We start from the raw sequence: 24,792 nt of genomic DNA on the forward strand, positions 1-24,792 counted from the left end.
AAGTGGTGGTGGCCCGCCGCGGCGGGCCACCGTCCTTGGTTGGTTAGGAGGCGGGCCGGTAGTTGCGGATCCAGGGTGCAACGTTCCACGGCTGCGGGGTGACCTGGGTTTTGGCACTGGTTGCGATGATGTTGTCGACGCGGTACCAGGGGGCGAACCAGGCGTTGTCAACCATAAAGGTGTTGACTGCCTGCATCGCCCTGTCCTGTTCCTCGCCCGACTTAGCGACGCGGGCCGCCTGAACGAGGGCGTTCAGCTCCGGGTTGTTGACCTTGGCTGTGTTCCACGGGGAGGTCGGGAGAGCGACCTTCTGGAAGTCCTGCCAGGCTGACTGGCTGCCGAGGGAGAAGAAGAACATCGGGAACTTCCCGGAGAGGACTTCGGAGATGGTGGCGTCAGCGGACACTTTCTGCCATTTGATCTTGATGTTCAAGGCCCCCAGCTGCTGCTCGATAATCGGGGTGATCTGCGGGAACGTGGCCAGTTCTGGCATGAGGACCTCGAATCCGTTGGCGTATCCGGCGTCGCTCATCAGCTTCTTGGCTGCGTCGACGTCGAAGGTGTACTTGTTGTCCAGATCCTTCACGTAGGCCTGGCTCTTGGTATTGAAGATCTGGTCCGTGACCTCGCCCTGGCCCAGCTGGAGGTTCTTCAGGATGGCATCGGCGTCGATCGCCATGTTAATGGCTCGACGGACGCGGACATCGCCCAGGGCCGGAACAGTCTTGCCTTCCCGGTCCGCGATGAAGAGACCGTGCCAGTCCACCGGCTCGGTGCTGACCTTCAACCGGCTGCTCTCCGCTTCCTTCACGCTCTTGGCTTCGATGATGCCGGCGTCGACCTGTCCGGACTTCAAGGCGTTAAGCCGGGCGGTGTTGTCCGCGATGGGCTTGACGACGATCTTGTCGTAGGGGAAGGCGTCTTTGTTCCAGTAGTCCGCGTTCCGGGTGTAGGTGTACTGGCTGCCCGGGGTCGTAGCGGACTTGTCCAGCGTGTACGGGCCGCTGCCGACGGGAGTCGAGGCGATGTCCGGTGACGCCTCCGCCGTGGGGCTTGCCATAGCTCCGCCGACAACGCCCAGGTAGTAGATCAAGCCGGGGTCCGGGGCGGTAAGCTGCAGGTTCACTTCGGCCGGGCTTACCACTTCAACATTGGCGATGGATGCTGCCATGTAGGCGTTCTGGCCCTTGCCGGCCTTCAGGTGCTCAAGGTTGGCCTTCACTGCTGCGCCGTCAAAGGGAGTGCCGTCTGTGAACTTCACGCCTTCGCGCAGTTTCAGGTTCAGAACGGTGTTGTCAGCGTTGTAGGACCACTCGGTGGCGAGGTTCGGCTGGAGCTTTGCATCCTTATCGAGCACCAGGAGCGTGTCATAGACGGGCATCCAGTAGTGGACTCGGTTTCCGATCTCCAGGGCCGCCGGATCGAATGAATTGTTGTCGAAGGGGCTGGCCAGCGTCAGCGTACCGCTGGTCGCGGCTGCCCCGCCGGTCTGGCCTCCGGATGTGCCACCGCCGCCGCAACCCGTGAGCAGCAGACCGCCCACCGTTACTGCTGCGAGAGCGGTTGCCGCACGTTTACGTAGTTGCACTGCATTCTCCTTTGAATGTTCCGGGCACCTGTTGCGGGGCCCCTATGGGAATATTCCTATAGTGATACCCGCCACGGTCGGTGTCAAGGGGCAATATTTCTCGGCGACGGACTTCCGGCGGGCTGCGCCTCTTGGCAGGCCACGGGGACCCTTGACAGGCAACCGACCGGAGTTACTATAGGAATAGTCCCATAGGTAGCAGTGCGCCTGAACTCCCACAAAACCTCTCCCGAGGTCATTCCCTTAAGACAAGGACGTCATGGAAAACCCCACCGTAGATGCTCGACTCGAAAGTCTCCTGTCCGAACTCACCCTCGAGGAGAAGGTGCAGCTCCTGACGGGGCGGGACTTCTGGACTACGTGGCCAATTAAAAGCATCGGTTTGCGCCACATGGTCGTCTCAGACGGTCCGTCGGGGGTTCGAGGTGAAGTCTGGGATGAACGCCAGCCGTCCATGAATTTCCCCTCGGCGACCGCCATCAGCTCGTCCTGGGACCCGGCCATCGCTGACCGGCTCGGCGTCGCCTCTGCGGTTGAAGCCCGCCGCAAGGGCGTGGACGTGGTCCTCGGCCCCACCATCAACCTGCACCGTTCGCCGCTGGGCGGCCGGCACTTCGAAGCCTTCAGCGAGGATCCCGTCCTGACGGCGGAGCTTGCCGCTGCCTACGTTTCCGGCGTGCAGCGCAACGGTGTTGGCGCCACCCCCAAGCACTACATCGCCAACGACTCCGAAACCGACCGCTTCACCGTGGACGTAAAGGTCGAAGAACGGCCGCTTCGCGAGCTGTACCTGCTTGCGTTCGAGAAAGCCATCGTCGAATCGAAGGCTTGGCTGGTGATGAGCGCCTACAACTCCATCAACGGCACCACCGCAACCGAAAACGACCTGCTCGAAACCCCGCTGAACAGCGAATGGGGCTTCGACGGTGTCGTCATCAGTGACTGGACCGCCGTGCGCAGCATCAACAGCGCCAACGCCTCCCAGGACCTGGCCATGCCCGGCCCCGACGGACCTTGGGGCGAAGCCCTGGTCGCTGCGGTGAAGTCCGGTGAAGTGGCGGAGTCGATCATCGATCGGAAGGTCCTGCGGATCCTTCAGCTTGCCGCCCGTGTCGGGGCGCTGGAAGGCTTCGAAGCCGTTGGCCTTCAGTGGGCCGACCGGGAAGACCCCATCGCTTTCGCCCGTGAAGCCTCCGCCGCCGGCACGGTCATGGTGAAGAACGACGGCGTGCTGCCGGTGGATCCGGCCACGGTAAAAAAAGTCGCGGTGATCGGACATAACGCCCGCTACGCCCGTACCCAAGGAGGAGGGTCAGCGACCGTTATCCCTGAGAAGATCGTGTCTCCTCTGGATGGCATCAAAGAGGCGTTCGGCGCCGGCAACGTGACCTACAGCGTGGGGGCGGTAGTACAGGAAGGCCTCGCCGAACTGCCCCTGGAGCAGCTGCAGAACCCGGAGACGAAAGACCCCGGGCTGCGGGTACGCTTCCTTGACGCCCAGGGAACGGAGCTTTCCGCAGAGGACCGCCGGGCCACCGCCCTCGTCTGGTTCGGCGGCGACGCCCCGATCGAAGCGTCCTCCATGGTTCAGTTCCACACAATATTCACCCCCGAACAGACCGGCACCATCAGGCTGGGCTTCTCCACCGTCGGCAACGGCAGGATTTTCGTGGACGATGTGCTGCGCCATGAAGAACACATCGTGCCCGTCGGCACGGACCTGGGCGCCGCATTCCTTGCACCGCCATCAGCGTCTGTAGAAATCCAGACAACTGCCGGGGTCCCCTTGGACGTACGAGTGGAACTGGACACCGGCGACCGCACCGGACCACTGTCCAACGCCCTCAGCATCACCATCGGCACTGAACCGGATGACTCTGACCCGGACTCCCTGATAGCGGAAGCCGTCGAAGCCGCGCAGGCTGCCGATATCGCCGTCGTCGTGGTGGGCACCAACTCCCGCGTCGAATCCGAAGGCTACGACCGGACCACCCTCGAACTGCCCGGCCTGCAGGACCGCCTGGTCCACGCCGTCGCCGCCGCCAAGCCCCGCACCGTGGTCATCGTCAACTCCGGATCCCCCGTCCTGCTGCCCTGGCGTAACGAGGTCGCCGCGACGCTGATCGGCTACTTCGGCGGACAGGAATTTGGCCACGCCCTCACCGACATCCTCACCGGCGCCACCGAGCCCGGCGGCAGGCTACCCACCACCTGGCCCGCAACCCAGGAAGACGTGCCCGTCATCAACGTCACCCCCGACGCCGACGGGAAGCTCACCTATGACGAAGGCATTCACATCGGCTACCGCGCCTGGCTCAAAGCCGGCACCGCACCGGCCTACGGATTCGGCCACGGCCTCGGCTACACCAACTGGACCCTGAACACCGCGGACGCCCCTGGAACAATCTCACCCGGAAGCACCATCCCGGTCACAGTGACGCTGACGAACACCGGCAGCCGGCATGGGAAGAACGTGGTGCAGGTCTATGCCGAAAAACCCGGCTCCGCCGTCGACCGCCCCGTCCGCTGGCTCGTCGCCTCCACCCCCGTGTGGGCAGAACCTGGCGAAACTATCACCACCGTCCTGAACGTCCCCACCCGGCTGCTCGCCTACTGGGACAACGTCTGGACCTACGAACCCGGCGACTACACCCTCCGCATCGGCACGTCCGTCATTGAACTGCCTCAGGCCGTGAAAGTCCGCCTCGCCTGAAAGTACAAGAAACCCGCAAACAGGAATGGCAACGATGGACGTCGTAGACAGAAAAGCGCCAACCCAGTGTCCGGCCAGCCCAACCCAGGGAGAAAACGAGCTACTCCCAGGCGTGCTGGAAGTGAACGTGACAGCCGCTGAGGAGGTGGACAAGGCCTTGGAAGAAGCCATAGCCGTTATTACTAAAACTGCGACACACCACCGTGTTGGCGTACTCGTGACGCGAACTGGTAACGGCAGTTATATTGTCCGGGCACACCCGGCCGTTCCCTACGGCCTCATCCGGCAACAGCATGGGTGAGCGACGGGCCGTGGGCAAAGCCAAATGAATCGCGGCTGTTCCCATCCGGTCAGACCGAGCCGCACGGGATGTGAACATCACAGGGGTCACCCTCGAAGTCGTCGTCCCAACCCTGCGACTGATCAAGCACAGGACTCACCAAAGGCCCACCGGATCTGCCCCTCCAGCAACCCCATCCGCGCCAACATGGACGTCATCATCACTGTCTCTGACAACTGAGCCATTCTTGTTACTGCACCTTAAGGAGACCACTCGAAATGAGCGTCGCCATCACCCCGGCAGGAAGCGTCCGCGGCCTTGCAGCAACAGTTGAAGGCCGTGATGTAAGGTGCTTCACTGGTATCCCCTACGCGGGTCCGGTCGATGGAAAGCGGAGGTTTCTCCCGCCAATCCCCGCTGGCGGCTGGACCGGCGTGAAGGATTGCACGTTGCCGGGCCCTGCAGCACCGCAGAATCCCCAAGCCCTTGCTCCCCCTGGGCGCGAGCCGAGGACATGGAGCGAAAAAGATTGTCTCAACCTAAACGTCTGGACGCCGCACAGGGGCGGCTCGAAGCTGCCGGTGATGGTGTGGATCCATGGCGGTGCATATCTTTCAGGCTCTGGCAGCGACAGAAGGTTCGACGGCGCCAACCTCGCGGCCACGACCGGCACAGTTGTAGTGACCATCAATTACTGCCTCGGTGCGCTGGGTTTCCTTCATTTGGCCGAGCTCCTGGGACCAGAGTTTTCGGACTCATCCAACCTTGCACTGCTGGACCAGGTTGAGGCGTTGCGCTGGGTTCAGAGGAACATCTCAGCCTTCGGCGGAGACGCAGACAATGTGACCCTTTTTGGCGAGTCGGCCGGTGCTGCGGCGGTAGGCACGCTGCTGGGGATGCCTGTCTCCCGCGGACTTTTCCATCGAGCAATCATGCAGAGCGGCACTGCGGGACGGTATCGAAGCGCGGAGGACTCCTCCCGAATCAGCCTTGAGTACCTTTCGCTTTGCGGGCTGGACCACGCTGACGCTCAAGAACTACTCACAGTTCCGGTAGGGCAACTACTCGAGGCACAGGAGAAGCTCGTTCAACAAGTGGGGGCAGAAACGTTTGCTGTCCCGCTGCCCTTCCGGCCCACAGTCGGTACGCCGTCCCTTCCGGCACCCCCGCTGGAGTCGGTTCGACAAGGCCCTAACTCTGACGTTGACCTGCTACTAGGAACCAATCTGAACGAGGGGTCACTTGCTGTGCAGATGCGCCCTGCTGTTTCGCCTGAGCCCTCTTATGCGCATCGCGCCGCGATGGTGCTGGCGGAAGCTGGTGTTGCCCCAGGACGTGAGGGGGAGTATGTCCAGGCTCTTGCCGTGACCTTGGCAGGAAATCCCACCGGCGAGCAATTGCTGGAATCGACCATTTCTGACAGCCTGTACCGGCAGCCCAGCAACCGACTATTAGAAGCCCGGAAGGGTTCTCCCGGGAAGAATTTTTCCTATCTCTTCACCTGGCCCAGCCCTGCCATGGGCGGGAAGCTGGGCGCCTGTCATACGTTGGAGATCCCTTTCGTGTTCAGGCAACTAGCCTCTCCGGAGGCTGAGTTCCTCACGCAGGAAAGCGCGCCGCAGAGCCTGCCCGACAAGATGAGCAGTGCGTGGGCCGCCTTTGCGCGCACAGGCGAGCCGGCAGCCACTGGACTGCCAGGCTGGCCCGTATATTGGCCACTGCGCACAACGATGATTTTGGACAAGCTGCCCCGAGTCGAGGAAGACCCTATCCGGGAACTACGCGAGTTCTGGGCGTAGATGCCACCAGTTGCGTATCGCAGGCCATCGCAACGCGCTCCGGTCCGACCCGCGGCGGTCGTCAGTGAACACGAAGCCTGGGTAGCTTAGGCATGTTGTGACCTGTGGCCGCGGTGATATGACCCCGTTCTTGAGGAAGAAGAAGATTGTGAAGATAGCTGCCGGGCAGGTCGCCGTAATTACTGGGGGTGCGGGCGGCATTGGTTTTGGTCTCGCGGAGGCCCTTGCGGCCAGGGGTGTCCGCCTGGTTCTCGCGGACATCCGCGAGGAGGCGCTCGAATCGGCTGCCGATGCTCTCTGGTCATCGGGGGCTGAGGTCATCTTCGTCCGCACCGACGTCAGCGACGGTGACGCGGTGGAGCGGCTGGCCGTCCGGACCCTGGAACAGTTCGGGCGGGTCGACCTGCTCTGCAACAGCGCAAGTCTCCTATGCCCTGATGCGCCGCTGTGGAAACAGAACCCGCAAGCCTGGGACCGGATGCTCGCAGTGAAGCTGATGGGGGTCATTCACGGCGTCCGGTCCTTTGCTCCGATCATGATCACACAGGGCAGCGGTCATATCCTTAACACTGCGTCCTCGGGCGGGCTCGCCCCCCTGGCACACCGCACTCCTTATGCCGCGGCCATGCACGCCGTCGTGGGTTTGACCGAGTCGCTCGCGATTGAGCTGGGCGAAGAGGGGCCGGCGCTGGGCGCAACGGTCCTTTGCCCGGGACTGGTCGATCCCGGCTCTGGACAGGATGTCCTGCCGCCGGGGGCCTTTATACGCCTGCCCGGTGCTGCGGGGAGAGTATCGATGCGGAGCATGGCAGCTGCCTCGGGAGGTCTCCTTACAGCTTTAGAGGTGGCAGAGGCGGCGATAGTCGGTATCGAGGAAGGCCTGGTCCACGTCGCGCCCGGTCATGACGTTCTTTCCCGGGCAAGGCAAAGAATCAAAGCTCTGATGAGTGACCTGGAACGCTCAGAACAAGTTTCTGAAACCGGGTACCTTCAGAACGCGAAAGACAACAGCTGAAAGCGTGAACTGAACTCACGCAAAGCTGGACTCCTCCGCGGCCTCCCTACTGAGTGGCTCGTCGAACTCCGGCTAGGTAGCCGAGAAAACCAGATCGCCTACCACTTCAGACGCCTCCCTTAAGAGCCGATAATGAAGATTCCGTAAACCTGTCGCCGTTCGGCTACTCGTGGCGGCTCGCCGGCGGGGGAGGGTCTCACTCCAGCTTGGCGTGGCGTAGGTACTGGTAGACGCTCTCCCTGCTGATGCCGTAGTCACGGGCGAGGACGGCTTTTGGGACGCCATTGCAGGCGCGCTGGACCACTTCGGTGGCCCGTTCCGGTGTGAGGGTCTTTCTCCGTCCCTTATACGCGCCGCGCTGTTTTGCCGAGTCGAGGACCGCCGAGCGCATGGTTTAGTACTACCCCGGGAACGTGTGGTTCGAGGAATGCTCCCCATCCTGACACCGGGTGCTCATGGGGAGGGCATGCCGCCATTGTTGGTACTTCATGGTCATGGGTCACCGCTTTACTTGGATGACAGCGACGTCGGAGGCTTCGAGCGTGATTTTCTCTCCCTTGGCGACTTTACGGTTGCCCAGTAGTTCTTTTCCGTTGATTTCCAGTTCCAGTGTTTTGGGTGTTGTGGAGTGGTTGAGGAAAAAGAGGAATCTGTTTTCGCTGGTGTGGCGTTCGGTGACTTCGACGTCTTGGGGTGCGGCGTGGGGTGATTCTACGGCAGAGCGTTCGATGAAGGCGGTGACGAGCCGCTCCAGTGATTCCTGGGGCAGCTGCGTTCCTATGTAGATCGCGCTGCCTTGACCTGTGTGGTGGTCGAGGATAGCTGGTTTGCCCTTCAGGTGCCCTTCGGTGAAGACGGCCACGATGTTCGCAGCCTCGGGGGCGATGTCGTCCTGCCAGCGGGAGGCCTTTGCTGTGAACGGGCTGGGGAAAAGATCTTGCCCCGGGACCGCGGCTATCTCTACCGTGGCGTCTTTAGCCAGCGGGGAGAGGTCCCGGATATGTGCCCCAATGACGTCACGCAGGCCCCCCGGGTATCCGTTCTCGATTATCTGTTCGTCATCGTTCACGATGCCGGAGAAGTAGGAGATAAGGACGTGCCCGCCGGCGCGGATAAATTCTCGGACGGCTTCCTGCTGCGGCTCGCTGATCAGGTATTGGTTGGGGATGACCAGGGCACGGTATTTTGAAAGGTCGGAGGACAGGGTGACGACGTCCACGGCGACGTTGGTCTTCCATAGCGCCTGGTAGTGACTGGCGACGACTTCACGGTAGTCGTAGTTGTTGAGCGGATGGGCTGCCCCTTCTACGGCCCACCAGTTTTCCCAATCCCATACGAGCGCGACTTTGGCCTCGGTGCGGGCGCCGACGACCGCTTCGAGGGTACGGAGTTCGTTGCCGAGATCACGGACTTCCTGCCATGTCCGGGTATCTTGGCCGCCGTGGGGAAGCATGGCTGAGTGGAACTTCTCCTGCCCGAACCGGGATGCCCGCCATTGGAAGAACATTACGGCGTCGGCTCCGTGAGCGATGGCTTGGTGGGACCCCAAACGCATGCGGCCCGGTTGCTTGGTGAGGTTGACTTTCCACTGGCTTACGGCGCCGGCGGCTTGTTCCATCATCATCCAGGGGGCGCCGTCTCCGAGGTGGCGCATGAGGTCGTACTGCATGGCGGCTTCTGTCAGTGAACTGGGTTTGGCCGGATCCGGGTAGATGTCCAGTGCGATGACGTCTGTTTCCGGGGCCCACCGCCGGTAGTCCTGGATCCGGAAGAACTGTATGAAGTTGGTGGTCGCCGGTATATCGGGGGTGATGCTTTGGAGCAGGTCTTTTTCGAGCCGGTACAGCTCGACCTGTATGTCAGTGTTAAAACGTGCGAAGTCCAGTTCCCGGGCGGTGTTGACCCAGCCTCTGACCGGTTTGGGCAAATGTACCTGGTTCCACTGGCTATAGATTTGGCCCCACAGGGTGGTGCCCCACCGTGAGTTCAGTTCGTCCAAAGTGCCGTATTTGTTCTGCAGCCACTGCCGGAATCGTTCATCGCAGAGGTCGCAGAAGCAGTTCGAGTGGTATTCGTTGCCGATGTGCCACATGGCCAGGGCGGGGTGGTCTGCGTAGCGTTCAGCCAGTTTGCGGGCAATGCGGTGGCTGCGGTCACGGTAGACCTCGGATGAGGGGCAAAAGTGCCCTCGGCTTCCGACGGCCACCCGGGTGCCGGAGCGTTCGACCATCAACGTTTCGGGGAAGTCGGTAGCCAGCCATGGCGGCGGTGAAGCGTTGGGGGTTGCGAGGTTGGCGAAGATCCCGTTGACGGCCAGTAGGTCCATGACTTCATCGAGCCAGCCGAAGTCGAATTCTCCGTCTGCCGGTTCCAGGGCGGACCAGGAGAAGACTCCCAGGCTGACGAGCGTAACGTTGGCTGCGCGCATGAGGCGCACATCTTCGTGCCAGGTGCTGCGGGGCCACTGTTCCGGGTTGTAATCACCGCCGTAGATTATTCCCGGCAGTCGCTTTCGGAAGGACTCGAATGATGCAACGCTCATGGTTTGGCACTCTCAGCAACGAAGAAGGGTGGAAGGGGAGGTGCGGGCCCCGACGGCAGCCGGGACCCGCACGGTTTACATCGCTGCTTTAACTTCAGCGATGAGCTGGTCGGCTGCCTGCTTCGGTGTGAGCCTGTCGAACACGACCTCTTGGGAAAGCCGCTTCACGGCATTGATCAAGACTGCGCCGGCTTTCGGGTGAGGGATCGCGTAGGGAGGTGCGTCCAGCTCGTTGACGCGCGTTCCATACTCGGCGACCCGGCTCTCCACGGAGGTGAGGGAGGGTTTGAGTGCTTCGAGGACCTTGGTGTTGGAGGGAATTCCCCGGTCGAACTTCAGCACTTCTCCGGCCTCGGGCGAGTTGGTCAAGAAGTCGATGAGCATTGCGGCTTCTTTGGGGTGTTCGCTGTTGGAGGCGATGGAGTAGTAGATGCCCGGCTTGGTCCATCCGCCCTCAGCCTTGAACTGCTTTTCGCCAGGGAGCATGAAAAGTTTGAATTCCTGCCCGGAGGCCTTCTCCAGGTTGCCAAGCTGATTTACGGAGATCATGGTCATGGCCTTCTTTCCCAGGGCCAGGTCGGACTGCTCCAGTGCCACACTGGCTGATTCAAGCTCTGCCTCGACGGACCGTGTTCCGCCGCTGTCGCGCAAATCCCGGACGAATTCCCACCAGCTGGCAGCAGTCTCTGCCGTGAAGCCGATTTCGCTTCCGTTGTTATTCCAGTAGTCCTCCCCATGCTGGCGGAGCCACAGGTTCATCGTCTGCTCATCCATCGTGATGGACGTCCCGGCAACCCCGGGAAGGGCATTGGAGATTGCTACCGATGTTTCCTTGAAGTCATCCCAGGACCACGTGCTGTCATCCGGAAGCGGAACTCCGGCCTTCTCGAACAATGCCGGATTGACTGCCATGCCAAAGCCCGACTCCCCGCTGGGGATGCCATAGAGTCCACCGTCAATCTGCGTTCCTGCCAGGGATGTCTCCGCGAAATCCCCGGTCGGCAGGACGTCCGAGTGTTCCTTGAGATCCACGAGCTGGCCGTTGTCGATGTACGAGTACATGTACGGGTCGGTCATCTGCATGACGTCGGGCAGATCCCTGGATGCGGCGCCGGTGGAAAGCTTGTTGAAGTAGTCAGTGAAGTTTGAGAACTCCGGCTGAACGCTGATATTGGGGTGGGCTGCCTCAAAGAGGTCGATGGCCTTCTGCGTCTGGGCGTGACGCGCATCCGAGCCCCACCAGTTAAAACGCAGGGACACCTTTTCGTCCTCTGCCGCCGGAGTGCTGCTGCACCCGGAAACCATTCCCAGGCATGCGAGGACGGAGACGACCGCGGCCGCTGCCTTGAACCTTTTCGGACGTGGTGATGTGGCTTGCACTTAGAGCTCCTTTGCTTCACAAAATGGCACAGACCTGAACGCCTGACCCACCAAGGTCAGTGCTCTACTGCGTTTGGATGCCGCTGGGAATCCGGGGAAAGGATCACGCAGAAGCGCTGCATCGTGCGTGTCTCAAGGGGAGTCAAGAGAACCCACCAACGCGATCTTCTGTGACCGGTCACTACTTCCACTGTGGCTTACAGGAAGCCGATCGGTGGACGGCATAGAAACACAATAGTGACCGGTCACTATTTTCGTCAATAGCATTGACGGCAGTGATTTCGCGCTGCCATACTCGACTCCTGTTAGCCGGCCGGCATTGTCCCAGCCTCTCATTTTCTTCCCTTTGACCCTGGAGTACTTATGTCAACATTGACGCCATTACCTCGGAGCAGCGGCTCTGTTGGTGAGTCGAAGCCTGAGGTTCCACCCAGGCGGCGGACCCTGATGATGCGGCTGGAGGAGCGTGCCGCTTGGTCGTTCCTTCTTCCGTGGTTCATCGGGATGCTCGTCATCACCATTGGTCCGATGATCGCTTCGTTGTATTTCTCCTTCACGGACTACAACCTGCTGCGTGCGCCGTCCTGGATCGGGCTGGAAAACTACGAACAGATGATGAAGGACCCCCGGCTGCTGAAGTCGCTCGGTGTTACCTTCGTCTACGTTCTGATCGGTGTTCCGGCGCTGCTTGTTGTGGCGCTGTCCCTGGCGATGGTGTTAAACAGGGGAATCCGCGGACTGCCGATCTACCGGTCTGTCTTCTACCTCCCCTCTCTTCTGGGAGGTTCAGTCGCGATCGGCATTCTGTGGCGGCAGCTCTTTGGAATGGACGGTCTTGTCAATCAGTTCCTGGCATTTTTCGGCATCGACGGGCCGGGCTGGATCTCGAATCCAAGCACGGCCCTGACGTCGCTGATCATGCTCCACATCTGGAGTTTCGGCTCGTCCATGGTCATTTTCCTGGCCGGCCTTCGTCAGATTCCGGAGGATCTTTATGAGGCTGCCTCGCTCGACGGCGCCGGGAGATGGATGCAGTTCCGCAACGTCACGATGCCCCTGCTTACCCCCATCCTGTTCTTCAACCTCATTCTCCAGATCATCAACTCTTTCCAGACGTTCACTCAGGCTTTCGTGGTCAGCGGCGGAACGGGCGGCCCTGCCGATTCGACGCTGTTCTACTCGCTCTACCTCTACGAACAGGGTTTCGGCCAGTTGAACATGGGCTACGCGTCAGCAATGGCGTGGTTGCTGGTGGTCATCATCGGCGTTGCCACCGCCGTCAACTTTTACTTCAGCAAACGATGGGTGTTCTACAGTGACCGCGACTGATACTGCACAAGCAGAAACTCAAACTTCCTACGACTCCGACATCGATTACAGCAAGGGGCGCGGACGCAACCGAAAGCTTCGTGCGCTGGGCAAACACGCAGTGCTGCTCCTGGCAGCAGCACTGATGCTGTATCCGCTGCTGTGGATGGTGGCAAGTTCTTTCCGGCCCGAAGCACTGATCTTCAGGGACCCGTCCCTGATACCGACTGAAGTGGATCTTGGCCACTATGAGGACGGGTGGAACGCACTCGCCCACCCGTTCCACGTATTCCTCATCAATTCAGCCATCATCGTCGCCGGTTCCCTGATCGGTAACCTGCTGACATGCTCGATGGCGGCCTACGCCTTCGCCAAGCTCGACTTTCGTGGCCGAAGCTTCCTCTTCGGTGCGCTTCTGCTCACCCTCATGCTTCCGATGCACGTTATCCTCATTCCGCAATACGTGCTCTTTTCCAACCTCGACTGGGTCAACACCTTCCTGCCGCTGATCGTGCCCAAATTCCTGGCAACTGACGCGTTTTTCGTCTTCCTCATGGTCCAGTTCTTCCGCGGACTACCCAAGGAACTCGATGAGGCGGCACGGCTCGACGGAGCCGGCTATTGGCGCACGTACTTCCAGGTCATCCTGCCTCTGTCAGTACCGGCACTGGCAACCACTGCGATCTTCACCTTCATCTGGACCTGGAATGACTTTTTCGGACAGCTCATCTACCTGACAAAACCGGCGCTGCAGACCGCCCCCGTCGCCCTCCGGAACTTCGTTGACGCAACCAGCGGCGCCTCTTGGGGCTCCCTCTTCGCGATGTCAATCGTGACGCTCATCCCGGTATTCATCGTCTTCCTGGTAGGCCAGAAGTACCTCGTCAAAGGCATTGCAACCACCGGCATAAAGTAACGGCCAAGGAATATCGCCTGGATAGTTCCGCCACGGATCAACCTTCGCAATCAGCTCCCAGGTCCGGACCGGCCGACAGGCCGGCCCGGAATCGCTCGAGCATTGGCCGGCTGGCCTTACCCCCGCGCACACCACATCACCGTCAGCACACGCAGGTTAGACCTGTGGGGGTGCCTCAACACCGTCAACGGCGCGAAAAGGAAGACATGTACAAACGATCCCGGCCTCCAGCAACCACGGCCGTTAGCGCGCTGACAAGAAACCCATAGACTTTAATTATGGAACCGACACCAGAGGACTCGACAGCCGTCGGAACCCTCAGCCGCCGCGCGACCATAGTTGACGTGGCCTCTGCTGCCGGCGTATCGAAACAGACTGTCACCCGCGCCATGAACGACATGCCGGGGATCAAAGCGGAAACCCGGGACCGCATCAAAAACCTTGCCAGGGAGCTCGGGTACGTCCCCAGCCGTTTCGCGAAGGGTCTCGCCCAAGGTGCCCGCACCTCGATCGGCCTCGCAATCCCCGGACTGACAAACCCCTACTTCCCGGCCTTTGTATCCAGCGTTGTTGAGCAATCCACCCAGCGCGACTGGCATGTTGTCATCCACGATTACGCCGACGGGTCTGTGGACCCCGTTTCCGCTGTCACACAACTCGCTCCCCAAGTTGATGCCGTCATCGGATACCTCGGCAACGAAACCGGCGCTTCGCAGGAAATTCTAGGCAGACGCCCGCTGGTCCTGTTGGACCTGACCAACAGCCGATCAGCCGGGGAAGTCTCCTTCGACTACGGCCACGCCGCGACACTGGCCCTGGAGCACTTGATCGGAAAAGGCCGCACGCGCATCACCTACCTTGACTACGTCCGGGACGGCGGATTGTCAGTCCGCGGCCAGGCCTTTGCCCGGCGGGCCGGGGAACTCGGCATAGCCATAACGTTCATCAACTCCGAAGGTTCTGCGCCGAGTGCGCGGCAAGCGATCACATCGCTACTGGATCAAGGCGTCACGCCCGACGCTCTGGTGACGTTCAACGACGTGATGGCAGCCGGGGCGCTAAAAGCCCTGTCTGAAGCCGGAAAGTCCGTTCCCGAAGACTGCGCAGTCATCGGAATGGACGGCATAGCACTGGGAGAACTCCTAAACCCCGAACTCACCACCCTCGCCCTCGACTTCAGAGAAGTCGGAGCTGTGGCCGTAGGACTCATCGAAAGACTCCTCTCGGGTGACACGACCCCGGGCGACACGACGTCGAAGATGATACTGAAACATCATCTGACCGTCCGCCAGTCCGCCTAAGAAGTGGGCTCTCTTCGCGCGTTGCAGGTTCCGGTTGGGGAGCCATCGGCAGCAACTACCTTCATCACGATTACGCGCGAAGTCCTCGAAGCCGACAACCTGATCCCGCGGGTCACCGTCCACCTCCAGACTCAGCACATCGCCGACCTGGAGCGCGACTGTTGGTGCTCCTCGGCGAGCAGGCGCGGCAAGGGATGGTTCGATGGCCGACGTGGCGCGACCCGGCATGCGGCCTGCCAAGACTGAACTGCCTCGCCGAATAGACGTCGCAGGCCGCCCGGAATACCGGATGAAGCTGCGCACCACTTCTCCTTCATTGCCGGCCAGTCCATCGATCCCGTAGCCCGCGGCCGTGCGGACCGATTCTCCGTTGTCCGAAAACAGGACCGTCTCCTAGTCGGCCAGGCCCTGCCGCGCCCCCTCCCCGAACACTATCTGGGCAACCGAGGTGGAACATCGTGACACCGTTGAAGGCATAGCCAGCGATCTTCACCGCTTTCACAAGAACCGCCTCTCGGTTGGCCCGATTTCATCGGAGTTATGCACTGATGTTCGGCCTTTCGCCGCTGTTCGGATGGCTCTCAGACCGCGTCGGCCGGATTCCCGTGCTGCTGATGGGGCAGGCAATGCTGCTTGCTTCCTTGGTGCTCGCCTGGCTCGCCCCGCACACCATGGTGACTCCAAGTCTGATCCTCCTGGGCCTGGGATGGTCGGCATCAATCGTTTCCGGCTCCGCCCTGGTGGGCGACTCAGTGTCAGCAGCCGAACGGGGCCCCCTGCAGGGCGTTTCAGACCTCCTCATGAACCTCACCACCGGAGCAACTTGCGGAGCCCTGGCAGGACCCGTCCTCACCGCCGTCGGTTATTCCGGACTCGGCACAGGAGCCATGGCCTTGGTCGGGACAGTCACCGTGTGGACCCTTTTGGGCTTGCTCACGGGTCGCCGGGCTCCGGCCAGCTGACATGACCACCGTCAGCTGTGCGCCACGGGCTGAAGCCGCCGCCATGATATTCGCGGCAGCCCAACAGGACATGGAGTTCCATTCACGACTGGCCGTGGCGCGGCACTACCTCGAAAACCTGCTTGCCGGTTTCCCTGACACGGTCGCCGCCGCAGATCCCGAAAGGATGGCGGCCCTGCTTCGCGGTGCGCGCCTTATCGCGGAAGAATCCGACGGAAGTCAGCAAGAACTGACTCCGCAAGGGACGGTAGGCTGGCACGCGCCGGCCAGGGCGCACTGCCTTCGGCACCACCAAATAACCTCAGCCTCAGCCATGACGGTCCCAATATCCGGTACACCGGAACACTCCAGTGCTGGACGTCGGAGTCGCTCCCGCAGTGCGTTGCCTTCGGACCTTCCATGGACTCCTTGTCGGCGGCCCCAGGTCTGGAGATGGTCAGAACATGTGATCCGCTGCCCGCCCTGGTAAAGCCGAATCCACTGCCTGCCAGTCTCCCCAACTCCGTGCTCGGCACTGACTTCGATGCACTGATGCGCCGCGCCCTGGACACCCGTTCCTACGCGGACGTCGTCGCGGTGCTGCCGGTGGCCGAGTGGCTGTACGTCGATTGGGCGGCCAGAGCCGGCGAACCGGAGTCCTGGCCGCCGACGGCGAAGCACAGCGAACGGATCCGGCTGCACAACAACCCGCAGTACAACAACTGGGTGAACTTGCTGCGGGAGGAGTTCGACGCCGTCGAGCCCGCCGAGGCTGTGATCCGCGCAAAAGGGGTGGCCACTTCCAAGGAGGCCGTGCGACTGGAGCGGCCGTTGTTCGATTCGGCGATGGCGGCGCGCTGACAACCGGCAGCATGGCTCCTGGCCCTGCCTGCCTCGTGTTGAAGCAAAGGAACTAGGGCTGGCCCCAGAAGGTGTCCTCTGCCTGGCTGTCGGACGAGAAGAGCCGGACCTCAACGATTTTCCCATCGCGGACTGTAAGGAGATCGACGCCGGACATGTCCATCGACGCATCCGCGCGGTTGCCGGAGAAACGCACCGGCACGGCGACGAGTTCGCCATTAACCATCGCGGGCCCGGTAACCGCGAGCTGGAAAGTGCCCTGGCTCGCTTCCATCATCCCACCGAGCAGCGCGCCCACGCCGTCGATGCCCCTGTGATCACCGGAGAAGCGGTTCGCGCCCGGCTGGAGCCAGACGACGTCGGGGCTGAGCAATGCCATCGCCGAGGGGACATCGCCCCGGCCGAGGGCGTCGAAGTACGAGCCGGCTACGGCGGCAGGCATCTGGTCAGTCATGTTGATCTCCTTGCTTGTTGGTTACGGTCCCATGGTTACATTCGGTAACCTGTTACATCAACGTAACTGAGGAGACTGGACACATGAACGCGCCCGCTTGGAATGTCATGCTGGCAAGCTGCCCGTCGCGCACTTCCCTGGCGAAGATCGCCAACAAGTGGACTGCCATGATCATCATCGCCCTGAGTGGCGGTCCGCTGCGGTTCGGTGAACTGCGTGAGGCCGTGGACGGCATCAGCGGCAAGGTCCTGGCTGACACGCTACGGGATTTGGAACGCGACGGAATCGTGGACCGGACCGCCTACGACGAGATGCCTCCTCGCGTTGAGTATGCCCTCACCGCTCTCGGGCAAACGCTGCGGGTACCGCTGACGGCATTGGGCCATTGGGCCGAGCAACACATCGAAGACGTACTGTCAGCGCGGGAGTCCTATGACAACCGCACCGTCCCAAGTGCCCTGACCTAGACGCTCATGTTGTACTGGTCTGCCAGCAATTCCACTGTGCGTGATTGCACACGCCGCGAGTGCCCTGGACAACCAGCAATACCTCGTCGACACGAGTCTGGCCGGCAAGCTCCTCCAGCCCCTGCGCCACGCCGGCCGTCGTTCCATGATTCACCCGGTCGGTGTACTCCTCAATGATCTGCCTCTCCCGGAAGGTAGCCTGAACCACACCCACGCTGACCAGACTGTAGGGCTTGTCCAGGAATGGAGAAGAGCGGAAGTTCTCGCGGTAGATTCGCATGGCATTCAGAATGTCTGCGCTGCCGAACTGCAGTGCAAAGGCGTATGGCCGACCGAGACGGGCGGCCAGGTGCGCCGAGTAGATGGAGGATCCCGGAATCCAAATGTCGGCGCGTGAATTGGCCTGCGGGACCCGGTTCCGCTCTTGCTGCCAGGGGCCCGGTACGGCCGGCACGCCCCGGTAGGGATGATCCTCCGGAAAATCGTTCCCAAGGAACCCGAGCAATTCATCGATCTGCTCGGGAAAGTCATCGATTGCGGCGCGTCGTCTTCCATGAGGGCGGTCACTCCACGGGCACGGGGACAACCATGCCAGACCAGCCAACCAGGCTAAAGACCTTGGTCGAAGCGGCCGTAGCGATGAAGGTGGCTGCCCTCATGGAGTCTGTAGCAAGATTCCACCCGCTGATCGACGAAAACAAGCGCACTGCGCGGATGCTGTCGGTTTTGATGCTCTGGATCAACGGCTGCAGGCATGACTTCAGCACTGATGAGGCGTTCGATCTCGTCGTGGGAGTGGCCGCCGGCAGCATCTCGTTGGAGGGCAGCGCAGGGGTAATTGCCTCGCACCTCGTAAAGCGATAGCCATAAGACTGCAGTCGACACTTGCTGGGTTATCTTGGACCGACCATTTCCCGGTATTCGGCGAACCGCGTTCCTCATGTGGGATGCGGCTGGCGTTTGGAGTGCTTAGAAGGGCGAATTTGGGGTGTGGACAATGTCCACACATTCGGTCTCAGACTGGGCCGTACATGACTCGGACTGGCTAGGATTCCGCATGTTTTGCGGGTTCCGAGTGTTTTCAAGGGCTGGAATACAGTTCGAGTCCCACCTCGGGCACAGTGTTTCCCCTCGTCAGGGGCTTTTTTGCTTTGACGTGTTGACAAAGTTTGCGCTGTGGCGCCTCTGACGCTATTGGTGCGGGCTTTGGCCTGGCTGCCGCGGAGCCTATGCAGGTGTGTGGGGTGTCGGGCTCAGTGTCCTGGCTGGTGGGCGCTCCGCCTGCTGTGAGTGGGTTCTTGCGTTTCCTCGTTCCGGTTATGTTGAGTAGGCCGGTGGTGGCGTACACCTATTCATGGGCCGGGGGAGCGGGGACTACATGACTTCGGCGATGTCGCTATAGGACGCCCCCTGAAAGGCGGTCTTAGGCTTGCCCGCGAGAGTCCTGCCGACGTTTGTCCTGCCAAATAGGGTGTGGACAGTGTCCACACTTACGTCTGCTTTATTGGACGGCCTGAGGACTTGCGTCCGATGTCAGGTCGGGCCATAAAACTTTCGATCATGGTGCCTGGAAAGTGATTCATGGATAGCAATGTGACTGCGATTCGGGGTTGTTTGCTCCGATGAATGGCCTTGCTTCAGCAGCTTATATGTCGCCTTCGGATGCCCCTCCTCGCGTGTAAGAGGCGGCCAGGCCAGCTCTCGCCTGCTGCCCGGTTGTCTTCCGATAGCTGTGAATAGAGCCGGGAGGTCATTCTCGATCAGCTCGCGAAGAACGACGACGGCACCCTCAAGGCGCGCCTGAGGATCGGGACGGGAAGCAGCCATGCTTCTCATCATGTCAGCTGGGGATGCCCTTAGGACGAGGAACGGGTTGTGCAGACGACATCTGACATTCGTGAGAGACGACGTCTGAAACTGACATTATGGCACCATCACCGGGCAATATTTCGGGCGATCTAGTGGGAATCCGGAACCTTCGGAACCGCGGGGTCGGTCACACCAGTCGCGGGAAACGGTGCGATAACCGGTCTGATCTTCGGAGATTTTGGGCGCTCTTCTGTTCAGGGCATTTGAGCTGGCGGCCCGTCTCTCCGGGCCAGGGCCTCATTCTGCCTCCGACGATGCGGGGTAGAGGAAGACGTCTACGGAGTCGCCGCGGTAGTGGAACCGGACGACGCTCCCCTTCGGGAGGCCCATCACGGCATCATCACCCGAATGGGTTTGCCCGCCGACGTCTGCAAAAAGATCGACCCCGGGCGGCACACAATTGGCGCCGTCTACAAAAGGACCGGAACGATCGATGATCATGAAGCACCGGTAGCCCCGTCCGTCCACGAAGAACCAGGGTTCGAATCCCCGATACTGTTGATAGCCGCGGAAGCTCGATTGGCCGGCAGCTTCCCCCCAAGGGAATTCCAGCGTTGAGAGGAATTCCAGCATTGTGAGAACGTCGCTGTCTGCCTCGTCTGCGATCGGATGCAATGTGGCATCGGGATGCGGCCTGAGGATCGATGCCACGGTGAACACAGCGGCAAGCAAGACTGCCAGCACGCCGGCTATAAATGAGTAACGGCGTACTCGTGTCGCCGTGAAACGACGCCAAGTCGACCACATCGATCCAATCCTGGACTCCGCCACGGGCGCAATACTGGCTGCCGGGTCCGGCACTTCGTCAATGAACCTGGTCCTGGTGGGGTGAGCAACTGAACCGGAATCCGGGGCTGCAGCGGGTGTTCTGACGTCGGTGTCGGTGAGGGCGCGGGGACCCGCGCTGCGTGCCGCTTCCAGTTCCGCCAGTCTTACCTGTGCTGCAGGGTCGGACTGGATATCCGGATGCGGACCGTATGCCCTCCTGCGGAGCTCGTCCAGCTCCCGCTGAGCGTCGGACCGGGGTGAGGATGGGTCCATCAGCCCGCCTCCGGGATGAGGTAGACGTAAGCATCCACCGTGTCGTCACGAAGTACGAATCGGATGATGCCGTCGCCAGCGCGTCCTTCGAATCCTTCAAACCCATCCCGGGATGAGGCGACGTCCATCATGAGATCTGCTGGAGCCGGAGCACAGCGAACATCCGAGAGATTACCGCTCGCCCGGTGCAGTGCCACGAGACACGGCGAGTCGAACGCGTTCACCCCGGAATAGATCTCGAGACCGAGATACGACCCGTATCCGCGGAGGGTTGAATCCTCGATCTTCAACCGGGGTGCTCCCCTAAGCAGCAGTCCGGGGAGCCGGTTATCGACCGCGGCCCCGCTCGGATGAAGAGTGGCATCAGGACGCGGCGGGGATAACAGCAGGGTCGTCGTAACGATCCCTCCCGCGAGGACCAGTGCGGCACCGGCCCAGTACAAGCGACTCCACCTTGGCACCGGATGTTCCATCGAGGCAGCGTCCGCGGGGGCCTCCGAATCTACCGCATTCTCGCTCTCGGGGGCAACCGGCAGAGAATTGACGTCAGCGCGGTCCGCCGCCTCAAGTTCGCGCAACCCCGCTAGGCCCGGAGGGTCGACACTTATGTCTGGATCCGGACCGTATGCCCGCCTGCGGAGCTCATAAAACTCACGGTCGGCGTCCGAAGAGTGCCTGAAGCCTTCCACAGCTCAAAGTACACCCGTCTCGCGGAGCGGGTCTATACGCTCAAACATGGCTCAGCCTGGCCTTGAGTCGTCTTGTATCGCATGCGTTTCGTGACACTGAGGCTATGAGACACCCCATGTGGGTTCAGAGAAGGGGTCGACGCCCGCGTGCGGGATCGCCTTTCGCATCAGCCGGTCACTAGTCGGACTTGAACACGATCGAGTCGAAGACGGCGCGTGCCTCTCTCGTCAGCTCCGGATTGATGGGTGGGTGGAAGGCCGCCCAAGCCTCTCTCGCCAGCTCCGGATTGATGAGTGGGTGGTATTGGACCACCCAGATCACTGCGCGCTGGCCGTTCAGGTCGACCACCCGGTAGGTTTCGCGTTCATTCTGAGTCGAGTACCAGCGTGAGCATTCGTGTAAGGATTCTGAGTGGATGCAGAACTTGCCGCCGTCGCAGGCCGTGATGTCCACGTCGCCCTCGACGGAGTGGTCGAACTCGAAGCCGGAGTAATCGCCCACCACGACCTCGACGGGAGGGGTGCTGACCGTTGACGTCTGCGCCGTCATCGCCTCGACGAAGGCCTCAGCCGACGGATCGAGCTTAACGAGCGCGTCCTGCCACGCGCATGCGTCCGTCGGCACGTAGTCGGCGGGCCACCAACCCACGAAGACCGCCCCTTCATCCAGGTGATCCGGGTCGTACTTGCCCAGGCCGAGGTCACCGCCAGACCAGCCGTCCGGGGCGGTGATCTCGAAAGGCTCCGTGAAGCTGGTGACGAGGTACGTGCCGGCGTCGATGTCGCAACCGCCGGGGACGATGTCGCCGCTGCACGGCAGCGGTGCGACCGTGCCAGCCTCCGTAGTTGGTGCGGGGGAGGGCGCCTCCATAGTTAGTGCGGGGGAGGGCGCCTGCGTAGATGGTGCGGGGGAGGGCTCCTCGTAGGTGCACGCCGCTAGGCCGACGGGCCCGAGTAGTCCGACTGACACGATCGATGCCGAGGCTATAGCGCGACGTAGCAGCACGGACATGAAGGCCTCCAAGGGCGAACCTTTGTGCTGGGCACGTTACGCCCAGCCGTCAACGGCCACAAGGGCTAGGCACGGACTGCAGGCCGCACGCGAACAAGGACGGGTCGGCGGACGCAAACACATCATGACGGATGCCAAGATTCGTTCAGCCCGAAAGCTCCTCAACCAGGGAACAACTCCCCGGGAGGTCGCCGACACCCTTGGAGTCTGTGTCCATACCCGTCTGCACTACCCCGGAATTCCGCGGGTGCCTGTGCAGGCGACTTCTGAAAACGACATCAGCTTCTGACAACGGCGGAGTTGAGCCCTCTAACACCGAGACCCTGGGGTGAGTCTGGTCCAATTAGCGAGGCGTGCAGCCCAGTCAAGGGCGGGTACCGGTTTGGTACCATGAAGGCATGGCTATGAATCTCCGTGTCCCTGAAGACCTCGATCGGCGGCTGGAGAAGCTGGCTGCCGAGGAACATACGTCCAAGTCCGCGCTTCTGTTGCAGGGCGCAGAGTTGGTTCTGCAGCGCCACGCGCGCCGACGTGAAATCAGCGCAGGTCTTGATTTTGTTATGAGTCATGACGCTGATCTGCTGAAGCGCCTTGAAGACGCGTGACAGCTTACCTGGACATTGAGGATGCACTTCAGGTAGTTGATCGGTACGGCTTCCATATCCGTGATGTTGGGTTGTTGGCCTCGGCATTGGCCAGGCCGGCTACGACTGTCATGGGCGCGGAAGCCTATCCGGAACTCGCAGTGAAGGCGGCAGCCTTGTTGGAGTCGGTCGCCCGGTTCCATCCACTCATTGATGGCAACAAACGGACGGCGTGGACGCTCATGGTGCTGCTGCTGTGGATCAACGGTTACGGGCATGACTTCACCACGGATGAAGGCTTCGACCTCGTCGTCGGAGTCGCCGCGGGCACTACCGACCTGCCGAACGCTGCCGCCGAGATTTCCAGGCATCTGGTGCCCCGGTAGTCCTCCAGCGCCCCGAAAGGGGGTGTGGACAATGTCCACACTTTTCGTCTCGTACTGGGCCAAACAGCCTTCGGACTGCCTCGGATTCCGCATGTTTTCGCGGGTTCCCAGTCTTTGCAAGGCTGGGAATCCAGTTCGAGTCCCACCTCGGGCACGACGTTTTCCCTCGTCAGAGGGGTTTCTGCTTTAACGTGTTGACAAAGCTTGTGGTGGCATCCCTCTGACACTAGGTTCGCGGGCTGTGGCCTGGCTGCCGCGGAGCCTTTTCAGGTGTGTGGGTGGCGGGATCAGGGTTCTGGCTGGTGGGCCCTCCGCCTGCTGTGATGGGGCTATCCGTCCTCCTTTACGGTTTGTTCTGATGGCCGTGGTTGGCCATCACTCATTCATGGCTAAAAGTTGTGTTGACGACATGACCAAGGCGAAGCTGGTTTCCAGGATCGTCCCTGCGTAGCTGCCTCGTGCGGACCAGGCAGTGGGCTCAACGCGCGGTTGTCCGGCCAAAGAGGTGTTGACATTGTCAACATCCTGTCCACGGCACGTGGCGATCTGCATTTGACTCACCTCCTGCACCCTTTCGGCTGCTACCAGTTCATACGTCTTGGCGTTCTGTGTGACATGACCTGCCGGGAAAATCCGAGTGTCTGTTGCGTTGCTGAGTTGCCGACTTCCCAGTTGCCATCTCTTGAGTCCATAGGGTTGCCGTCTGTTTCGAATGACGTCTATTCATACTCTGGTGCGTGGTTTCCGACATGACTTTGCAGAGTGCGGCCGCCTATCGTGGCGCCGGAGTTGGCAATAGCACCAGATGAACGGCCTGCGACCGGTGGCTCAGAGCGAGGTGTGTGGGATTGGAGCCCGCCTACCCGTGCAGAGTTTCCGCAGATCAAGGGCATATCAGGCCCAGCGTGTGGACAAACTTCCGATGAAGTGTGGACACGCACGCGCACGATCAAGGTGACGGCGCGTCTGGCATGCCCTGCCGGGGGCAGGCCTTCGACGGCTTGATCCGGTCCCAGTCCGGTGCGGTACCGGATTCCACGAGCCGGGGGAGTTCCATCGTTAAGACCAGCCCGGCAGTCGGCCGGAATGGACCGTGACCACTTGGGAAGGCCAAGCGTCCATGAGGCTTTGGGGCGGGGAAACTTGCAAGCCGGGAGCGGACAGTGCAGCCGTGTGTCCGGTGGGCGGAGCAGGAAAGAACGGGCCCTCGACCGGTCCAAGGCGGCCCGATAGCATCCGGTATGTGAGTGGCTGCCAGCGAGGGCGTTGCCGCGGAACCATCTGTCAGGTGGAATCTAAGAGTCTTGGCCAAGGGAGTGTAGAAACGCCCTCATGGGTGGTATTTGACTGGAAGCCTGACGTCCGGTTGGGGTGTAGCTCACTTGGGCATCGGGTTCAGGGTCGCGAAAGGCCTGATGCTTGACTGTTTCAACGGACAGTATGACTTGCCGGCTCCATAGCTCACGCATCAAGCAAGAGTGGAACGCGTCAGGCGCAAGCGGACCTTATTGGGGGCAGCCGGTTAGCTGTACTGCCCAGGCAGGTTGGTTAACCGACTGATGGGCGGGTGGCCTCCGATTGCGGTGTGGGGCCTGTGGTGATTGTAGTGGTGCAGCCATGCCGGGAGGGCGTTTCTGCGGACTGAT

21 protein-coding genes and 1 pseudogene are annotated in these 24,792 nt (G+C 61.3%); 12 read left to right on the plus strand and 10 right to left on the minus strand.

The window, feature by feature from the left end:
- Positions 1-43: 43 nt before the first annotated feature.
- Positions 44-1,588 carry an ABC transporter substrate-binding protein gene (locus tag ABV518_RS05045; RefSeq protein ID WP_367765721.1) on the minus strand — a complete coding sequence of 515 codons (1,545 nt, stop codon included), beginning with the start codon at positions 1,586-1,588 and terminating at the stop codon, positions 44-46.
- A 259-nt stretch (positions 1,589-1,847) separates the two neighbouring features.
- Here ABV518_RS05045 and ABV518_RS05050 point away from each other — a divergent pair, with 259 nt between their 5' ends.
- The 3 genes from ABV518_RS05050 (at position 1,848) to ABV518_RS05060 (ending at position 7,395) form a co-directional block, all read left to right on the plus strand.
- On the plus strand, positions 1,848-4,301 hold the full coding sequence (locus ABV518_RS05050) for a beta-glucosidase (protein ID WP_367765723.1): 2,454 nt from the start codon (positions 1,848-1,850) through the stop codon (positions 4,299-4,301).
- A 558-nt stretch (positions 4,302-4,859) separates the two neighbouring features.
- Complete coding sequence (locus tag ABV518_RS05055; protein ID WP_367765724.1) at positions 4,860-6,380, plus strand: carboxylesterase/lipase family protein; 1,521 nt, start codon at positions 4,860-4,862, stop codon at positions 6,378-6,380.
- A 118-nt stretch (positions 6,381-6,498) separates the two neighbouring features.
- Complete coding sequence (locus tag ABV518_RS05060; protein WP_367765726.1) at positions 6,499-7,395, plus strand: SDR family NAD(P)-dependent oxidoreductase; 897 nt, start codon at positions 6,499-6,501, stop codon at positions 7,393-7,395.
- Between the two features lie 196 nt (positions 7,396-7,591).
- Here ABV518_RS05060 and ABV518_RS05065 read toward each other — a convergent pair.
- From ABV518_RS05065 to ABV518_RS05075, 3 genes and pseudogenes are all read right to left on the minus strand, one after another.
- Positions 7,592-7,762 (minus strand): annotated as a pseudogene (locus ABV518_RS05065) (helix-turn-helix domain-containing protein); the annotation flags it as partial.
- A gap of 132 nt (positions 7,763-7,894) precedes the next feature.
- Positions 7,895-9,937, minus strand: a complete 2,043-nt coding sequence (locus ABV518_RS05070) for a beta-galactosidase (protein ID WP_367765727.1) — start codon at positions 9,935-9,937, stop codon at positions 7,895-7,897.
- A 75-nt stretch (positions 9,938-10,012) separates the two neighbouring features.
- Positions 10,013-11,317 carry an ABC transporter substrate-binding protein gene (locus ABV518_RS05075; RefSeq protein ID WP_367765728.1) on the minus strand — a complete coding sequence of 435 codons (1,305 nt, stop codon included), beginning with the start codon at positions 11,315-11,317 and terminating at the stop codon, positions 10,013-10,015.
- Between the two features lie 447 nt (positions 11,318-11,764).
- Between ABV518_RS05075 and ABV518_RS05080 the strand changes: the two genes are divergently transcribed.
- The 5 genes from ABV518_RS05080 (at position 11,765) to ABV518_RS05100 (ending at position 16,644) form a co-directional block, all read left to right on the plus strand.
- Entirely contained in the window at positions 11,765-12,646 is an 882-nt protein-coding gene (locus ABV518_RS05080) for a carbohydrate ABC transporter permease (protein ID WP_367765729.1), read from the plus strand.
- 40 nt (positions 12,647-12,686) lie between these two features.
- A complete protein-coding gene (locus ABV518_RS05085) occupies positions 12,687-13,541 on the plus strand; it encodes a carbohydrate ABC transporter permease (protein WP_367765754.1) in 855 nt (284 codons plus the stop codon).
- 278 nt (positions 13,542-13,819) lie between these two features.
- Complete coding sequence (locus tag ABV518_RS05090) at positions 13,820-14,842, plus strand: LacI family DNA-binding transcriptional regulator (protein ID WP_367765730.1); 1,023 nt, start codon at positions 13,820-13,822, stop codon at positions 14,840-14,842.
- 548 nt (positions 14,843-15,390) lie between these two features.
- Complete coding sequence (locus ABV518_RS05095; RefSeq protein ID WP_367765731.1) at positions 15,391-15,804, plus strand: MFS transporter; 414 nt, start codon at positions 15,391-15,393, stop codon at positions 15,802-15,804.
- Positions 15,805-16,308: 504 nt separating this feature from the next.
- The gene (locus tag ABV518_RS05100; RefSeq protein ID WP_367765732.1) at positions 16,309-16,644 is read left to right on the plus strand and encodes a hypothetical protein; all 336 of its coding nucleotides are present in this window, start codon (positions 16,309-16,311) and stop codon (positions 16,642-16,644) included.
- Positions 16,645-16,696: 52 nt separating this feature from the next.
- On the opposite strand, the gene ABV518_RS05105 is transcribed toward ABV518_RS05100, so the two are convergent.
- The gene (locus ABV518_RS05105; RefSeq protein WP_367765733.1) at positions 16,697-17,098 is read right to left on the minus strand and encodes a nuclear transport factor 2 family protein; all 402 of its coding nucleotides are present in this window, start codon (positions 17,096-17,098) and stop codon (positions 16,697-16,699) included.
- Positions 17,099-17,181: 83 nt separating this feature from the next.
- Between ABV518_RS05105 and ABV518_RS05110 the strand changes: the two genes are divergently transcribed.
- Positions 17,182-17,565: a winged helix-turn-helix transcriptional regulator gene (locus ABV518_RS05110; RefSeq protein WP_367765734.1), complete on the plus strand. Its 384-nt coding sequence runs from the start codon at positions 17,182-17,184 to the stop codon at positions 17,563-17,565.
- Between the two features lie 4 nt (positions 17,566-17,569).
- Here the strand turns inward: ABV518_RS05110 and ABV518_RS05115 are convergent, their stop codons facing one another.
- Positions 17,570-18,169: a hypothetical protein gene (locus ABV518_RS05115; protein ID WP_367765736.1), complete on the minus strand. Its 600-nt coding sequence runs from the start codon at positions 18,167-18,169 to the stop codon at positions 17,570-17,572.
- Here ABV518_RS05115 and ABV518_RS05120 point away from each other — a divergent pair.
- Entirely contained in the window at positions 18,154-18,429 is a 276-nt protein-coding gene (locus ABV518_RS05120) for a type II toxin-antitoxin system death-on-curing family toxin (RefSeq protein ID WP_367765737.1), read from the plus strand. The genes ABV518_RS05115 and ABV518_RS05120 overlap by 16 nt on opposite strands.
- A gap of 1,242 nt (positions 18,430-19,671) precedes the next feature.
- Here the strand turns inward: ABV518_RS05120 and ABV518_RS05125 are convergent.
- The 3 genes from ABV518_RS05125 to ABV518_RS05135 form a co-directional block, all read right to left on the minus strand.
- Positions 19,672-20,118, minus strand: coding sequence for a hypothetical protein (locus tag ABV518_RS05125; protein ID WP_367765738.1), 447 nt, complete (start codon positions 20,116-20,118; stop codon positions 19,672-19,674).
- 356 nt (positions 20,119-20,474) lie between these two features.
- On the minus strand, positions 20,475-20,765 hold the full coding sequence (locus ABV518_RS05130; protein WP_307484940.1) for a hypothetical protein: 291 nt from the start codon (positions 20,763-20,765) through the stop codon (positions 20,475-20,477).
- A 577-nt stretch (positions 20,766-21,342) separates the two neighbouring features.
- A complete protein-coding gene (locus tag ABV518_RS05135; RefSeq protein WP_367765739.1) occupies positions 21,343-22,035 on the minus strand; it encodes a hypothetical protein in 693 nt (230 codons plus the stop codon).
- 539 nt (positions 22,036-22,574) lie between these two features.
- Between ABV518_RS05135 and ABV518_RS05140 the strand changes: the two genes are divergently transcribed.
- A complete protein-coding gene (locus ABV518_RS05140; RefSeq protein ID WP_229666519.1) occupies positions 22,575-22,781 on the plus strand; it encodes a ribbon-helix-helix protein, CopG family in 207 nt (68 codons plus the stop codon).
- Complete coding sequence (locus ABV518_RS05145) at positions 22,778-23,146, plus strand: type II toxin-antitoxin system death-on-curing family toxin (RefSeq protein ID WP_108599903.1); 369 nt, start codon at positions 22,778-22,780, stop codon at positions 23,144-23,146. Before ABV518_RS05140 ends, ABV518_RS05145 begins: the two co-directional genes overlap by 4 nt.
- A 1,522-nt stretch (positions 23,147-24,668) precedes the next feature.
- On the opposite strand, the gene ABV518_RS05150 is transcribed toward ABV518_RS05145, so the two are convergent.
- The coding region (locus ABV518_RS05150) for an integrase core domain-containing protein (RefSeq protein ID WP_367765755.1) at positions 24,669-24,792 on the minus strand (124 nt) is incomplete at its 5' end.

Source organism: Arthrobacter sp. HS15c (assembly GCF_040812005.1).
In the GTDB taxonomy this organism is placed as follows: domain Bacteria; phylum Actinomycetota; class Actinomycetes; order Actinomycetales; family Micrococcaceae; genus Arthrobacter.

What these genes read in the sequence shown, in the direction of transcription:
- ABV518_RS05120 (WP_367765737.1), top strand. Translation starts at nt 18,154, where the DNA reads ATGCCAGACCAGCCAACCAGGCTAAAGACCTTGGTCGAAGCGGCCGTA.
- ABV518_RS05090 (WP_367765730.1), top strand. Translation starts at nt 13,820, where the DNA reads ATGGAACCGACACCAGAGGACTCGACAGCCGTCGGAACCCTCAGCCGC.
- ABV518_RS05080 (WP_367765729.1), top strand. Translation starts at nt 11,765, where the DNA reads ATGATGCGGCTGGAGGAGCGTGCCGCTTGGTCGTTCCTTCTTCCGTGG.
- ABV518_RS05050 (WP_367765723.1), top strand. Translation starts at nt 1,848, where the DNA reads ATGGAAAACCCCACCGTAGATGCTCGACTCGAAAGTCTCCTGTCCGAA.
- ABV518_RS05055 (WP_367765724.1), top strand. Translation starts at nt 4,860, where the DNA reads ATGAGCGTCGCCATCACCCCGGCAGGAAGCGTCCGCGGCCTTGCAGCA.
- ABV518_RS05110 (WP_367765734.1), top strand. Translation starts at nt 17,182, where the DNA reads ATGAACGCGCCCGCTTGGAATGTCATGCTGGCAAGCTGCCCGTCGCGC.
- ABV518_RS05105 (WP_367765733.1), bottom strand. Translation starts at nt 17,098, where the DNA reads ATGACTGACCAGATGCCTGCCGCCGTAGCCGGCTCGTACTTCGACGCC.
- ABV518_RS05070 (WP_367765727.1), bottom strand. Translation starts at nt 9,937, where the DNA reads ATGAGCGTTGCATCATTCGAGTCCTTCCGAAAGCGACTGCCGGGAATA.
- ABV518_RS05095 (WP_367765731.1), top strand. Translation starts at nt 15,391, where the DNA reads ATGTTCGGCCTTTCGCCGCTGTTCGGATGGCTCTCAGACCGCGTCGGC.
- ABV518_RS05060 (WP_367765726.1), top strand. Translation starts at nt 6,499, where the DNA reads ATGACCCCGTTCTTGAGGAAGAAGAAGATTGTGAAGATAGCTGCCGGG.
- ABV518_RS05140 (WP_229666519.1), top strand. Translation starts at nt 22,575, where the DNA reads ATGGCTATGAATCTCCGTGTCCCTGAAGACCTCGATCGGCGGCTGGAG.
- ABV518_RS05135 (WP_367765739.1), bottom strand. Translation starts at nt 22,035, where the DNA reads ATGGAGGCGCCCTCCCCCGCACCAACTACGGAGGCTGGCACGGTCGCA.